Origin of the sequence: Frigoribacterium sp. ME-P-080 (genome assembly GCF_030209595.1) — a bacterium.
Lineage (GTDB): Bacteria > Actinomycetota > Actinomycetes > Actinomycetales > Microbacteriaceae > Frigoribacterium.
The window spans coordinates 1-13,094 of record NZ_JARVRR010000008.1 but is presented as its reverse complement, the minus strand read 5'-3'; the positions used below and the strand labels follow the sequence as shown (position 1 = coordinate 13,094).

The following is a 13,094-nucleotide window of genomic DNA, read 5'->3' as shown; positions in this document are numbered from 1 at the left end:
CCCGGTGGGGATGTACTGGGTTCGCCACCGGGCCCGAAAAGGATTGGAACGCATCTACTTCGTTACCCCGCCGTGACCTCCACCGCCTCGTCGGCTTCACCCGGCGAGGAACTCGTCGGTGTCGTCGGCGATCCGAGTCGACTGCGTGTGGTGCAGGTAGTGGTCTCCGTCGAGCTGGACGACCTGGCCGCGGTCGACGCTCGCCGCCTGGACCTCGTGCAGCTCGAGCCAGCCGTCGTCGTCGGTGCCGTCCTGCACCACGAAGAGAAGGACCGGCAGGTCCGCCGGGAACGTCCGTCCGCTGACCGAGGCGACGTTGCTCGCGGTGTGGTCCATCTCGTCGAGCAGGGTCGGGGCGGTCGCGTTCTTCGTGGTGAGGAAGCGCATCTGTTCTTTCGTGCCCTCGTCGTAGGGCAGTCCGGCGTAGGCGTCGCCGGCGAGTGCGCTCGCCACGCGGAGCAGACCCAGGCCGCGAAGCGTGGTCAGTCCGTCGGTCGGCACGGGGTCGTCCGTGCCGGGCTGGTCGGGGACGCTGCTGTCGATCCCGATGAACGCCGTGAGTTCGTCCCCGAAGAGCCTGCTGTACTCGAGGGCGTAGACGCCCGAGATCGAGTGCCCCATGAGCGCGTAGCGGTCGATGCCCAGTCGGCGGAGCGCCTCGTGCACCTCGCCCGCGATGTTCTCCGCCGTGCGGGGGGAGTCGGTCTGGTCGCTCAGCCCGGTGCCGAACGGCTCCACGGCGACGACGCGATGGGTGTCGTCGAGCTCGGAGATCAGTGGCTGGAAGTCCAGGCCGGGTGCCGCCGTCCCGAGGCCCGGAAGCAGGACGATCGTGTCCGCGCCGGACCCGCTGACGACGACGTTCATCTCCCTCCCGTCGACGGACACGAGCTCGCCGTACGAGGTGATGGCGGCCAGCTCCGACCCCGTGGCGACGACGTCGACGATCGACGTGGTCGCCAGCGTCAGGACGGGCAGGGCCACGAGGGCGCCGACGGTCCGCAGGGTCACCTTGAGGGTTGTACGCACGGGGTCCTCTCTCCGGGCGTCCGGGTCGGGTCCGGACGCTCCTCCGGAAGCACACCAGAGGGTGACGTCCTCGAGAAGTGCCGAGGCGTCACCACATCCCGTGACGGATGTCATCACCGGCCGTTCCCGCCCTCGCGGGTCGTCGCCCTCCGTTATTTTCGTGGGGTGATGAACTCTCGTGGCTCCCGTTCCCCCGACGGTCGCGGACGGACGGGCCTCGACCTCACCGGCCGCGACCTCGCCCGCAACCCCGACGTCGTGGTCCGCGACGTCGAGGTGACCTCGGACGGCTGGCACGTGCTCCGCCGCACCACCTTCGACGTGCGCGGTCGCGACGGGCGATGGTCGACCCAGCAGCGCGAGACGTACGACCGCGGCAACGGGGCGACGATCCTCCTGTTCGACCCGCGGCGGGGGACGGTGCTCCTGACCCGGCAGTTCCGGTTGCCCGCCTACGTGAACGACCATCCCGACGGGATGCTGGTCGAGACCGCCGCGGGACTCCTCGACGAGGACGATCCCGAGACCGCGATCCGCCGAGAGACGCGCGAAGAACTCGGGGTCGAGGTGGGCGGGTTGATCCACGTGTTCGACGCCTACATGAGCCCGGGGTCGGTGACCGAGCGCGTGCACTTCTACGCCGCCACGTACTCGGTGGCCGACCGCACCGGTGACGGGGGTGGCGTCGAGGAGGAAGGGGAGGACATCGAGGTCCTCGAGCTGCCGTTCCGGGACGCCCTCCAGATGATCGCCGACGGGCGCATCGTGGACGGCAAGACGATCATGCTGCTCCAGTGGGCCGCCCTGAACCCGGGCCGCCTCGACCTCCGGTCCTGAGCGGGCGGCCGCGGGTGGTCCGGATCACGTGTTCGGGAGCCACTCCCGGATCGTGGCCGCGACCAGATCGAGGTGCGACTCGAGCAGGAAGTGTCCACCGTCGACGAGCTCGACGCGAGCGTCGGGGGAGTCGCGGGTGAACGCACCCGCACCGGTGGCATCGAAGATCTCGTCGTTGCGGCCCCAGATCGCGAGGACCGGGACGCGGGAGGCGCGGAGCCAGGAGTGCACGGCGGGGTACAGGGTGCGGTTGGTGGCGTAGTCGCGGAAGAGCGCCAGTTGGACGTCGTCCTGTCCCGGTCGGGCGAGGAGCGCGAGGTCGTGCTCCCAGGCATCGGGGTCGACGGACGTGGGGTCCGGTACACCGTGGGTGTACTGCCACTCGACCGCCTCGCGGCCCAGGGCAGGCCGGAGCGCGTCGCGCGTCTCGGGTGTCCGTTCGGCGGCGTCGGCCCAGATCGGGTCCCAGAAGCTCGGCACGAAGCCTTCTTCGTACGCGTTGCCGTTCTGCGAGACGACGGCGGTCACCGCGTCGGGCTCGGCCAGCGCGAGGCGCCACCCGACGGGGGCGCCGTAGTCCTGCACGTAGATCGCGTACCGCGCGACGCCGATGATCGACAGGAAACGACCGGTCACCCGCGCCAGGGCCTCGAAGGTGTAGTCGAACTCGTCGACCGACGGGGCGGAGGAGCGGCCGAAACCGATGTGGTCGGGGGCGATGACGCGATATCGGTCGGCCAGTGCGGGGATGAGGTGGCGGAACATGTGCGAGCTCGTGGGGTAGCCGTGCAAGAGGACGAGGACGGGCGCGTCGGCGGGCCCGGCGTCGCGGTAGAAGACGTCGAGCCCGTCGACGGAGGCGGTGCGGTGGTGGACGGTGTGCATGTCTAACCCCTTTGGATTGTTTTAGTGGTTATTCCGACGGTAGCATGGTCGAGATGCGCCGGACGGTGCGAGAGAGCGGGGAGACGTGCTGCGTGACGAAGAGCTGCTGCTGGCCGTGCTGAACAGCGCACCGGTGGTCGACGGCATCCCGACGGACGCCCTCGAGGGCGCGGCAGGGCGAGATCTGGCGCGGACCTGGGGTGGTACCGGCTCCTCGGGCGAGGTCGCCCAGCTCCGGCGCGTGCGGGAGGCCCTGCACGCCGTCGTCCGCGGTGGTGACGACGGGGCCGTCGGCGAGCTCGCCGACGTCATGGACCGGGCCGTGCAGATCCCCCGGACGACCCGGGACGGCGTCGTCTGGGAGCTCCGGGTCGCCGATGACGACCGCCTCGCCGCCGAAGCCGTGTCGGCGTGGTCGAGCGTGACCTCGCGGCTCCCCGGGCGCCTCCGGGCCTGCGCGAACGACGAGTGCAACCTCTTCCTGGTGGACCACAGCCGTCCGGGCAGTGCGAAGTGGTGCTCCATGGCGACCTGCGGCAACCGGATGAAGGCGCGGACGCACGCACGCCGCGTGAAGGACTGAGCGCGCCTCCTCGGGGCCGCTCGGCGTAGCGTCGTCCGGGTGGATGCTCCGGCCCTCGGCGCATCCCTCGATCGAGGGAGCGCGTCGTGAAGGTCGTCATCACGGGATCACGAGGCAAGGTCGGCCGTGCCGCCGTCCGCCGGTTCGTCGAGGCCGGGCACGACGTCCTCGGCGTCGACCTCGTCCGGCCCGTCTTCGACACGGGCGTCGACGAGCCCGGCCGGTACGTCATGGGCGACCTGACCGACCCGGGGACCGCCTTCTCGGTCGTCGCGGGGGCCGACGTCGTCGTCCACGTCGCGGCCATCCCGCAGCCCACCGCGAACCCGGCCCACGTCGTGTTCCACACCAACCTGATGTCCACGTTCAACCTGGTCGAGGCGGCCGTACGGTTCGGCGTGCCCCGCTTCGTCAACGTGTCGAGCGAGAGCATCGTGGGCAACTTCTTCCCCGAACGGCCCTTCCTGCCCGACTACGTGCCGGTCGACGAGGAGCACCCCCTCCACCCGCAGGACCCCTACGCCCTCTCGAAGGCGTTCGGCGAACAGCTGATGGACGCCGCCGTCCGCCGCTCCGACCTGCGCGCGATCTCGATCCGCCCGAGCACCGTCCACGACGACGACAACTACGAGGCCAACCTCGGCCCTCAGGTGCGCGAGGCCGACCCCGACAGTGCGAACTTCGGCAGCTACGTCGACGCCGACGACCTCGCCGACGCCCTCCTGCTCGCCGCAGAGTCCGACCTGCCGGGTCACGAGGTCTTCTACATCGCAGCAGCCGACAACGCCGGCGGCCACGACTTCGCCGCCACGCTCCGTCAGCACCACGGCGACCGGATCGAGTTGCGCGAACTCACCCGGGCCGACGCGTCGGGCATCTCGACCGCCAAGGCGGCCCGCATGCTCGGCTGGAGGGCGACGCGCTCCTGGCGAGACCACCTCGACGCCGAGGGTCACGCCCTGCCGAAGGCCTGACCGCCGACGAGCGTCAGAGCAGCTCGGCCAGCAGGGCGAAGGTGCGGTCGGTTGCCTCGAGGTGCCTGTCGTGGTGGACGCAGGGCGGACGACGGATCCGCCAGGCATGTCACCATGGGGCGTACGCCGACCCGACCGAGCCGACGCACGCACGAACGCACGAGAAGGGCACGATCATGGCCGACGCCGGGTTCAGCAAAGAAGAGAAGGCCGCCATGAAGCAGCGCGCCGCCGAACTGCGGGCCGAGGCGAAGCGCCAGAAGCTGGCCGACAAGTCGGCCGCCGAGGCGCAGGACGCCGCGGACGCCATCGCGGCCATGACCGACGTCGAACGACCGATCGCCCAGATGGTGCACGAGGTCGTCGCCGAGCACGCTCCGAACCTCGCCCCCAAGACCTGGTACGGCTTCCCCGCCTACGCCCGGGAGGACGGCAAGGCCGTCGTGTTCTTCCAGCCCGGCGCCAAGTTCGGCACGCGCTACTCGACCCTCGGGTTCCAGGACGGTGCCCGGCTCGACGACGGCACGCTCTGGGCCACCTCGTACGCGGTGACCGGCGCCGACGACGCGACCCGCGCCTCCGTCGCCGCCCTCGTCCGGAAGGCCGCCGGACTCTGACGCCGGCCGGGGTCGGCGCTATGATCGACCCCACAACACACGGGAGTCCGGTGAGCCGGGCTGAGAGGAAGCGAACCACGCTTCGACCGTCGAACCTGATCTGGGTCATGCCAGCGCAGGGAGGAGAAGAACAGATGTCCACGTCCACGCCCGAAAACCGTTCCACGGCGGCTCGCGACAGCTCGACCGGCTTCACGCCGAAGGCCCGCACCACCCCGACCCGCCGGTGGCGGGTCGTCGACATCGTCGTCGCTAGCGTCATCGGCGTCGCCGCCGGCGTCGTCTTCTGGGCCTGGGGCCTGGCCTACACGCCCATCGACAGCGTCCTGAGCTTCTCGGGCGGCTTCGAGGGCATCCTCAACGGCGGATGGCTCTTCGCCGGCGTCCTGGGCGGCATCGTCATCCGCAAGCCCGGGGCCGCCGTCTACACCGAGGTCGTCGCGGCGGTCGTCTCGATGCTGATCGGGACCCAGTGGGGCTTCTCGGTGCTCATCTGGGGCATCGTCCAGGGCCTGGGCGCCGAGATCGTGCTCGCGGTCTTCCTCTACAAGTCGTGGCGGATCGGCACGGTTCTGCTCGCGGGTGCCGTCGCCGGCCTCGCCGTCGGCCTGATGGACACGAGCTTCGCCTCGGCCGCCGCCTACGCCGCCGGTTCGAAGACGATCTACGTCGTGACCTCGGTCGTCTCGGGCACCGTCATCGCCGGCCTGCTCTCGTGGCTCGCGGCCCGCGGCCTCGCCCGCACGGGCGCACTCTCGCGGTTCGCCTCGGGACGCTCGGCGGACGCCCGGATCTAGGCGCGCCTCCTCGTGGTCCTTCCCGTGAGCGGAACGAGCGGCCGACGACCGGCGGTGGACGCGGGTGCCCGCGTCACCGCCCGGGGCTGGGGGTGGCGGCACGCCGGTCGTCGCCTGCCCGCCGTCTCGCAGCTCGACCTCGACGTCGCCCCCGGTGAGCGCGTGCTGCTGCTCGGCGCGTCCGGCGCCGGCAAGTCGACGCTGCTCGCCGGCCTCGCCGGGGTGCTGGGCGGAGACGACGAGGGCGACGAGGCCGGCGACCTGCTGGTGGACGGCCGCGCCCCCGCCGAGCAGCGCGGCCGGGTCGGCCTCGTCCTGCAGGACCCCGACTCGCAGGTCGTCCTCGCCCGCGTGGGCGACGACGTCGCGTTCGGCTGCGAGAACCTCGGCGTGCCCCGCGACGAGATCTGGCGCCGCGTCGGGCACGCCCTCGACGCCGTCGGGCTCGACCTGCCGCCGTCCGCGTCCACGTCCGAGCTGAGCGGCGGCCAGAAGCAGAGACTGGCGCTCGCCGGGGCCCTCGCCATGCGTCCTGGCCTGCTGCTCCTCGACGAGCCGACGGCCAACCTCGACCCCGAGGGCGTCGTCGAGGTGCGCGACGCCGTGGCCCGCGTCGTCGCCGACACCGGGGCGACGCTGGTCGTCGTCGAGCACCGCGTGTCGGTCTGGCTGCCCGTCGTCGACCGCGTCGTCGTGCTCGACTCCGGTGGGGGAGTCCTGGCCGACGGTCGCCCCGACGACGTCCTGCGTGCCGAACGCGACCGCCTCGTCGCCGCCGGGGTCTGGGTGCCCGGCGCCGCGCCTCCTGCGCCCGTCCGGTCGCGCACGACCGGTGACCGGTTGGTGACGGCGTCGGGTCTCGACGTGGGGCACAAGGGGCCCAAGGGCCGCGCGGTGGCCACGGGCATCGACCTCACGGTCGTCGAGGGGCGGGCGCTCGCGGTGACCGGCACGAACGGCTCGGGCAAGTCCACGCTCGCCCTCACCGTCGCGGGGCTGCTCGCCCCCGTCGCCGGAGTCCTCGAGGCGACGCCGTCGTTCGCCGACGGCGCCGGTCCGTCTCCGATCCGATGGAAGCCCCGACAGCTTCTCACCCGCGTCGGCACCGTCTTCCAGGACCCGGAGCACCAGTTCCTGACGGCGACCGTCCGTCGTGAGCTGGCGGTGGGTCCGGAGGCGCTGGGCGCGTCCCCGACCGAGGTCGCGTCGCGCGTCGACCACCTCCTCGACCGCCTGCGGCTCGACCACCTCGCCGGTGCGAACCCGTTCACGCTCTCGGGCGGCGAGAAGCGCCGGCTCTCGGTCGCGACCGTGCTCGCCTCGCGCCCGTCGGTGCTCGTGCTCGACGAACCGACCTTCGGGCAGGACGCCCGCACCTGGCACGAGCTCGTGGTCCTGCTGGCCGACCTGCTCGACGAGGGCCGCGCGGTCGTCGCCGTGACCCACGACGCCGAGTTCGTGGCGGCCCTCGCCGACGACGTGCTCGACCTGAGCGCCCACGCCCGCCACCCCGACCCCGTCGAGGCGCGTCGATGAGCGTGCTCACCCCGGTCGTGGCGACCGGCGTGGTCGGGCGTGTCAACCCGGTCGCGAAGCTGCTCGCCGCCGTCGTCCTCGCGCTCGCCCTCCTGCTGTCGATCGACTGGGTCTCGGCCGGCACCGCTCTGCTGCTCGAGGGGCTGTTGCTGCCCTTCGCCGGTCTGTCGGCCCGGCAGCTGCTCGCCCGCACGGCGCCGCTCTGGATCGCCGCCCCGACGTCGCTCGTCGCCATCGCCCTCTACGGACGCGACGGCGGGGCGTCGGTGGTCGAGTGGGGGTTCCTCTCGGTGACCGAGGGGTCGCTGGCCCTCGCCGGCGCGATCGGCCTGCGCATCCTCGCCGTCGGCGTGCCGGGCATCGTGCTGTTCGCGACGACCGACCCGACCGACCTGGCCGACGGTCTCGGGCAGGTGTTGCGGCTGCCGGCGCGTTTCGTGCTGGGGGGACTCGCCGGGTTGCGTCTGGTCGGGCTGTTCATGGACGACTGGCGCCAGCTCGCGTTGGCCCGACGTGCCCGGGGCGTCGCGGACTCGGGCGGTCCGATCGGTGCGCTGCGGCGGTTCGGGCAGCAGGCGTTCGCGTTGCTCGTGCTGTCGGTCCGACGCGGCAGCAAGCTCGCCACCGCCATGGAGGCCAAGGGCTTCGGCAGCGACGCCCCGCGCACCTGGGCGCGTCCGTCGTCGTTCGGCCTGCGGGACGTCGTCCTCGTCGCCATCGGCGTCGTCATCGCCGCCACCTCGGTGACCGCGGCCGTCCTGGCCGGCACGTGGGAGTTCGTCCTTGCCTGAGCACGTCGTCGTCGACGAGGCCGTCGACGTCCTGCTCCGCCGAGCCGAGGAGGCGCGGGTCGGCTCGCGTCGCCTGGTCCTGTTGATCGACGGCCGCTCCGGTTCGGGCAAGACCACGCTCGGCCGTGCGGTGGCCGCCGCGTGGCCCGACGACCGACTGGGCCCTGCACGGCTCGTGCACCTTGACGACGTCTACCCGGGCTGGTACGGGCTCGAGGCGGCGTCCCGGGCGCTCGGGACGTCCATCCTGTCGCCGGTCGCTCCGGGATGGCAGCGGTGGGACTGGGAGCACGACCGCGCGGGGGCGTGGGAGGTGCTCGACCCGGCCGTCTCGCTGATCGTCGAAGGGGCCGGGGCGCTGACCCGCGCCTCCTCGTCGCTCGCCGACGTCCGCGTCTGGCTGGAGCTCGACGCCGACACCCGTCGGCGACGGGCCCTCGACCGCGACGGTGCCGCCTTCGAACCGTGGTGGGACGTCTGGGCCGCTCAGGAGGATCGGCACCTCGCGCGCTCGTCGCCCCGGGAGCTCGCCGACGTGGTCGTCTCGGCCGGGTGGTCGCCGACCTCAGAGCACGCCCCGGGCTTTGAGCAGGTCGCCCAGGACGGGTGACACGGCGAGTGCGAACGCGGTCGTGAGGTGGACGCGATCCTCTTTCACGGGGACGTCGCCGACGAACGCCGGACAGAGGTCGCTGACGCAGGTCAGCACACGCAGGTCGACCAGCACGCCGCCGATCGACTCGAGCACGTCCTGATCGGCGGCCGCGCGGTCGATCCAGGTACGGGACGTCCGGGAGATGCAGTCGACGGGGCTGCCCCCGCGCCGGAAGCACGACGCGATGTCGGCGTCGTCCGGCGGCGGAGTGAGGACGACGACGGACCCCGCGGCCTCGGCCAGGCGCCGGGCGTAGGCGCCGAAGCCCTCGGACCACCGATCGGGCGTGATCGTGCCGCCTCCGTCCTCGGAGAGCGTCTGGTACGAGTTGGTCACGAGGACGACGTCGGGGTGCGTCTCGTCGATCAGGGCGAGGGTCTCGTCGTTGTGCGCCCGGCAGGACTCGAGGATGCCCGTGACGTCGTTCTGGACGCGGATGTCGACGAACGGGCAGGCGAACTTGGCCCGGTTGACGAGGGTGAAGCCGCTCTCGGCCGACTCGGCCAGCGGGACGAGGGCGTCGAGGTGGTGCATCGCCGTCGAGTCCCCGACGAGCACCACGGTGGTGCTCGCCGAGGGAGAGGTCCACGAGCAGTCGTCCGGGGTGAGGCCCTGGGCCTCGGCGTCGCCGCAGGCGAGGTGCGGGCTGCCGGTTCGCGTCCCGTCGAGGACCGACTCGATGCTCGGGTCGAGCTCGGGCCACGAGGTCGCCGACAGCGCCCTGCCCACCTCGCCGGACCACTCGTCGACCGACGGGACGTCGAGGCCGTCGAGGCCGTCCGTCCCGCCGGGCTCGCCGGGCCCGCCGGTCGTCCCCCCTGCGGCGCCGTCGGTCGCCGCGGAGGGCAGGACGGGGGGAGCGGCGGCGGGGCGGACGGCGTCCACGGCGAGGGCGGTGGCCGTGAGGGCGGCCACCGCGAGCAGCGCAGCACCTCCGCGCCGGTAGGTCGATCGATGGTCTCGTCTCCACCGTCGCCAGGCGTGCCCGGGCGGGGCCGGCTCGAGCAGGGGCGAGGTGATGAGCGGCCGTTCGACCAAGTGGTAGGTCAGGGCGGACAGGACGAGGGTGGACACGAGGACGGCCGGCCAGAGCCGGGCCGGTTCGTCGCCGAGCAACGACGTGCCGACGACCAGGGCGACGAAGTGCCAGAGGTAGATCGAGTACGAGAGGTCTCCCACGATCATCACGGGCCGGCCGGCGAGGGGCCCGAGCCACGGTGTGCCGGCGCACCCCGTGCCCGAGGCGAGGACGAGCAGCGTGGCCGCCACGGGCAGCAGGGCGCCGGGGGCCGGGAACGGGACGGTGCTCGTCGTGACCCAGGCCGAGGCCACGACGCCGACGATTCCGACCCACGCCAGGGCCGGACGGAGGACGGCGGGGAGCCGGGTCATCGCGGGGGCCGCCGTCGCGAGGAGCGCTCCGAGGGCGAGCTCCCATGCGCGGGTCAGGCTCGAGAAGTAGGCGACGGTCGGCGACGTCGTGGACTGGTGCCAGGCCCACGCCAGCGATCCGAGCACGAGCACCAGCAGCAGGACCCCCAGGGCGACCCTCGGGACGGTCGGCCCCTTCCGTCGCCGGGCGACGGCGACCGCGGCGACGACCACGACGGGCCAGACCAGGTAGAACTGCTCCTCGACGGCGAGGGACCAGTAGTGCTGGAAGGGCGACTCGGGGCCCTGGGCGGCGAAGTAGTCGGTCCCGGTGGCGGCGAAGTGCCAGTTCGCGAGGGACGCGACGGACCAGAGCGCGTCGATCGCCGCCGACGCCCCGCGGGACGAGCCGACGACGAGCCAGGTGGCCGCCGTGCCCAGGACGAGCACCAGGACGCTCGCCGGCACGATGCGGCGGATGCGTCGTCGCCAGAAGGCCGCGATCGAGATCCGTCCGTGACGATCGGCCTCGCGCAGCAGGAGCCCCGTGATCAAGAACCCCGACACGACGAAGAACACGTCGACCCCGACGAATCCACCGGCGGGCCGCCCCGTGACGTGCTCGAGGACCACCATCGTCACGGCGAGGGCCCGGAGGGCCTGGACGTCGAGACGGTGGGCGGGGGCGGGACGGCGAGAGGCGATGTTCTGGTCGATGGTGTGCACCCGATCTTCTGACGACATGTGGTGAGGCATATATTACCCACGCTCGTGTACCCTGCCGTCATGACTGATCCACTCGACGAGACGCCGATCCGATCGCGTCGCGGTTTCCTGCTCGTCGGTGCGGCGGGCATCGCGGCGGCCGGTGCCGCGGCCGTCGCCCCCGGCGCCCATGTCGCTCGCGCCGCCGACGGGCCGGCCGACGGGCCTCCCGCCGACGGTTCCGGGGCGGTGCCGGTTGCGGAGGTCGGGACGTCGGACGACCGCACGGGGGTCGACGTCCGTGACCACGGTGCCGTCGGCGACGGTCTGACGGACGACACCGCCGCGTTCGCCGCGGCCGTCGAGGCGGCCAGGGTGGTCCGGGGGCGTGTGCTCGTCCCGGCGGGCACCTACGTCGTCGACTCCGTCACGGTGCCCCTGTTGGTCTCGATCCAGGGCACGGGGGCCGATGTCAGTCGCTACGGGGCCTCGACCGACGGTGGCGTCACCATCCGGCACCTCGCCCGTTCGACGAGGCCGATGGTCGTCGTCGACGGGAACGGTGTCACGCTCGAGGGGCTGACCCTGCAGGGCAACGGCTCGGCGGCACCCCTCGTCCAGGTCGTGAACGGGTTCGAGTCGCGCTTCGACAGGGTGCAGTTGGCCGGCGTGGCCGGAACGGCCCTCCTCGTCGAGCGCGTCAACAACAACCTCTGGTCGGACCTCTTCGTCAACAACTGCGGGTCGGCCGACGCGGCCGCGGTCGTCGTGCGGTCACCGGCGTCGGGTGGGTCGAACACGAACACGTTCACCTGCGTGAACCTGCACATCGAGGGCAGTGCGAACGTCGCCCTCGATCTCGCCTGGGGTTCGACCGCCGAGTACTTCGTCGAGTTCGTGAGGCTGATCGCCCCGCACATCGAGACGTTGCAGCGGGCTGGATCGGGCGGTGACGCGACCGTGCGCATCGGCAACGTCCGGCAGATCGAGTTCGTCGCCCCGACGATCTACGGTGGCCCGGGTCCCCTGATCGAGCACGACGAGAGGCGACGTCGTGGCGTCGACATCGACGGCGGCATCCGACTGCTCGGCGGTGCCCTGCTCGGCGCGGACCCTGCCCAGGTCGGAGCGTCGACCGTGCTGGTGCGGCTGACCAAGGGCGACGACTTCGCCCTGGTGGGCACCCGTCTCGGTCGCTTCACGCAGGCAGGGGTCGAGTTGGGGGCCGGGTACGGCTCGCGGTTCGCCGTCGATCCGACGACACGGATCGCCACGACCGGCTCGGCCGTCGACGTCGTCGACCGACGCGAGGTCGAGGCTCGGCCGCTCTGGGCCTGGGGTGGCGACCTCGCGGTGGGACGTCGGTTGCTGGGTGCCCTCGGTGGCCCCTCTCCCGTGGCGTCGGCCATGGGGCGGAACGGCGACGGCGCCCCGGCTCCCACCCTGTCGGGTTCCGATCTGAGGGGAACGGTCGGCTTCGGTTCGGGTCGGGCCCGTCGTCCCGGCACGCAGGTGCGGGTCCGCTATTCGAAGCCCTTCGCGACGGCGCCGGTGGTCTCGATCTGTCCGGCGTCGAACACGGCTGCGTCGGCCCAGTTCTTCGTCGTCTCGCGACCCGACGCCTTCGACGTCGAGATGGTCGGTGACCTCGAGGAGGGCCTCCCGGCCGACGCCTACCGGTTCACGTACCAGATCATCGGCTGACGGCGGCCTCCGTCAGGCCCAGCCGAGTTCGTGCAGTTGGTGGTCGTCGATCCCGTAGAAGTGGGCGATCTCGTGGACGAGCGTGACGTGGATCTCGTCGGCGAGCTGGTCGAGGTCGTCCACGGCGGCGAGGTGCGGTTCGCGGTAGAGGATGATCCGGTCGGGTAGTTCGCCGAAGCCGTACTGTCCACGCTCGGTCAGGGCGACGCCGTCGTAGAGGCCGAGCAGGTCGAGCGTGCCGTCCTCGGGGCGGTCTTCCGTGACGAACACGACGTTGTCGAGCCCGTCGACCATGTCGTCGGGCAGCAGATCGAGTTGGTCGACCACCATCGCGTCGAACGCCTCCGCGCTCACCTCCGCCGGGTCGATGCCTGCTGCCGGTCGTTCGTCGGCATCCAGCGCGTCGTCGCCGTTCTCGGGGGAGTCGTCCACCCTCTCACTCTCGCACGCCCACACGGCCTGTCGCTGGACGCGGCCCCATGCCCGTGACGAGCGCAGCGATGCGGCAACCCGCCAGGCCGTGACCGCGACGAGCGCAGCGAAGTCCTGACCCTCGACGTCTCGGATGCGCTCGCGCATCCGAGACCAAAAGGCCCCAGAACCCAAAAAA

The 13,094-nt window shown here is 72.1% G+C and carries 13 protein-coding genes and 1 riboswitch; of the genes, 9 read left to right on the top strand and 4 right to left on the bottom strand.

Annotated elements, in window-relative coordinates; all coding sequences use genetic code 11:
• Window positions 1–96: 96 nt before the first annotated feature.
• Window positions 97–1,029 carry an alpha/beta fold hydrolase gene (locus QRN23_RS13085; RefSeq protein WP_285063766.1) on the bottom strand — a complete coding sequence of 311 codons (933 nt, stop codon included), beginning with the start codon at window positions 1,027–1,029 and terminating at the stop codon, window positions 97–99.
• A 168-nt stretch (window positions 1,030–1,197) separates the two neighbouring features.
• On the opposite strand from QRN23_RS13085, the gene QRN23_RS13080 reads away from it, so the two are divergent.
• The gene (locus QRN23_RS13080) at window positions 1,198–1,866 is read left to right on the top strand and encodes an NUDIX domain-containing protein (protein ID WP_285063765.1); all 669 of its coding nucleotides are present in this window, start codon (window positions 1,198–1,200) and stop codon (window positions 1,864–1,866) included.
• A gap of 24 nt (window positions 1,867–1,890) precedes the next feature.
• Here QRN23_RS13080 and QRN23_RS13075 read toward each other — a convergent pair whose 3' ends face one another.
• Window positions 1,891–2,751: an alpha/beta fold hydrolase gene (locus QRN23_RS13075; RefSeq protein ID WP_056048477.1), complete on the bottom strand. Its 861-nt coding sequence runs from the start codon at window positions 2,749–2,751 to the stop codon at window positions 1,891–1,893.
• Window positions 2,752–2,836: 85 nt separating this feature from the next.
• Here QRN23_RS13075 and QRN23_RS15520 point away from each other — a divergent pair, with 85 nt between their 5' ends.
• From QRN23_RS15520 to QRN23_RS13040, 7 genes are all read left to right on the top strand, one after another.
• The gene (locus QRN23_RS15520) at window positions 2,837–3,334 is read left to right on the top strand and encodes a CGNR zinc finger domain-containing protein (protein WP_123571882.1); all 498 of its coding nucleotides are present in this window, start codon (window positions 2,837–2,839) and stop codon (window positions 3,332–3,334) included.
• A gap of 86 nt (window positions 3,335–3,420) precedes the next feature.
• The gene (locus tag QRN23_RS13065) at window positions 3,421–4,308 is read left to right on the top strand and encodes an NAD-dependent epimerase/dehydratase family protein (protein WP_285063764.1); all 888 of its coding nucleotides are present in this window, start codon (window positions 3,421–3,423) and stop codon (window positions 4,306–4,308) included.
• Between the two features lie 176 nt (window positions 4,309–4,484).
• Entirely contained in the window at window positions 4,485–4,925 is a 441-nt protein-coding gene (locus tag QRN23_RS13060; protein ID WP_267659471.1) for a hypothetical protein, read from the top strand.
• A 30-nt stretch (window positions 4,926–4,955) separates the two neighbouring features.
• Window positions 4,956–5,064: riboswitch (TPP riboswitch) on the top strand.
• On the top strand, window positions 5,060–5,722 hold the full coding sequence (locus tag QRN23_RS13055) for an ECF transporter S component (protein ID WP_056048467.1): 663 nt from the start codon (window positions 5,060–5,062) through the stop codon (window positions 5,720–5,722). It overlaps the preceding riboswitch by 5 nt.
• A 24-nt stretch (window positions 5,723–5,746) precedes the next feature.
• Window positions 5,747–7,258, top strand: coding sequence for an ABC transporter ATP-binding protein (locus QRN23_RS13050; RefSeq protein WP_285063763.1), 1,512 nt, complete (start codon window positions 5,747–5,749; stop codon window positions 7,256–7,258).
• Entirely contained in the window at window positions 7,255–8,049 is a 795-nt protein-coding gene (locus QRN23_RS13045) for an energy-coupling factor transporter transmembrane component T family protein (protein ID WP_056048462.1), read from the top strand. Before QRN23_RS13050 ends, QRN23_RS13045 begins: the two co-directional genes overlap by 4 nt.
• Window positions 8,042–8,659 carry a nucleoside/nucleotide kinase family protein gene (locus QRN23_RS13040; protein WP_285063762.1) on the top strand — a complete coding sequence of 206 codons (618 nt, stop codon included), beginning with the start codon at window positions 8,042–8,044 and terminating at the stop codon, window positions 8,657–8,659. The genes QRN23_RS13045 and QRN23_RS13040 overlap by 8 nt, the downstream gene beginning before the upstream one ends.
• Here QRN23_RS13040 and QRN23_RS13035 read toward each other — a convergent pair.
• The gene (locus QRN23_RS13035) at window positions 8,615–10,819 is read right to left on the bottom strand and encodes an acyltransferase family protein (RefSeq protein WP_162234615.1); all 2,205 of its coding nucleotides are present in this window, start codon (window positions 10,817–10,819) and stop codon (window positions 8,615–8,617) included. The two genes, QRN23_RS13040 and QRN23_RS13035, sit on opposite strands and share 45 nt — an antisense overlap.
• Window positions 10,820–10,861: 42 nt before the next feature.
• On the opposite strand from QRN23_RS13035, the gene QRN23_RS13030 reads away from it, so the two are divergent.
• The gene (locus QRN23_RS13030) at window positions 10,862–12,484 is read left to right on the top strand and encodes a glycosyl hydrolase family 28-related protein (protein ID WP_285063761.1); all 1,623 of its coding nucleotides are present in this window, start codon (window positions 10,862–10,864) and stop codon (window positions 12,482–12,484) included.
• A gap of 12 nt (window positions 12,485–12,496) precedes the next feature.
• On the opposite strand, the gene QRN23_RS13025 is transcribed toward QRN23_RS13030, so the two are convergent.
• Window positions 12,497–12,814 (bottom strand): metallopeptidase family protein, encoded by a 318-nt coding sequence (locus QRN23_RS13025; protein ID WP_056049129.1) that lies wholly within the window; start codon window positions 12,812–12,814, stop codon window positions 12,497–12,499.
• Window positions 12,815–13,094 lie beyond the last annotated feature (280 nt).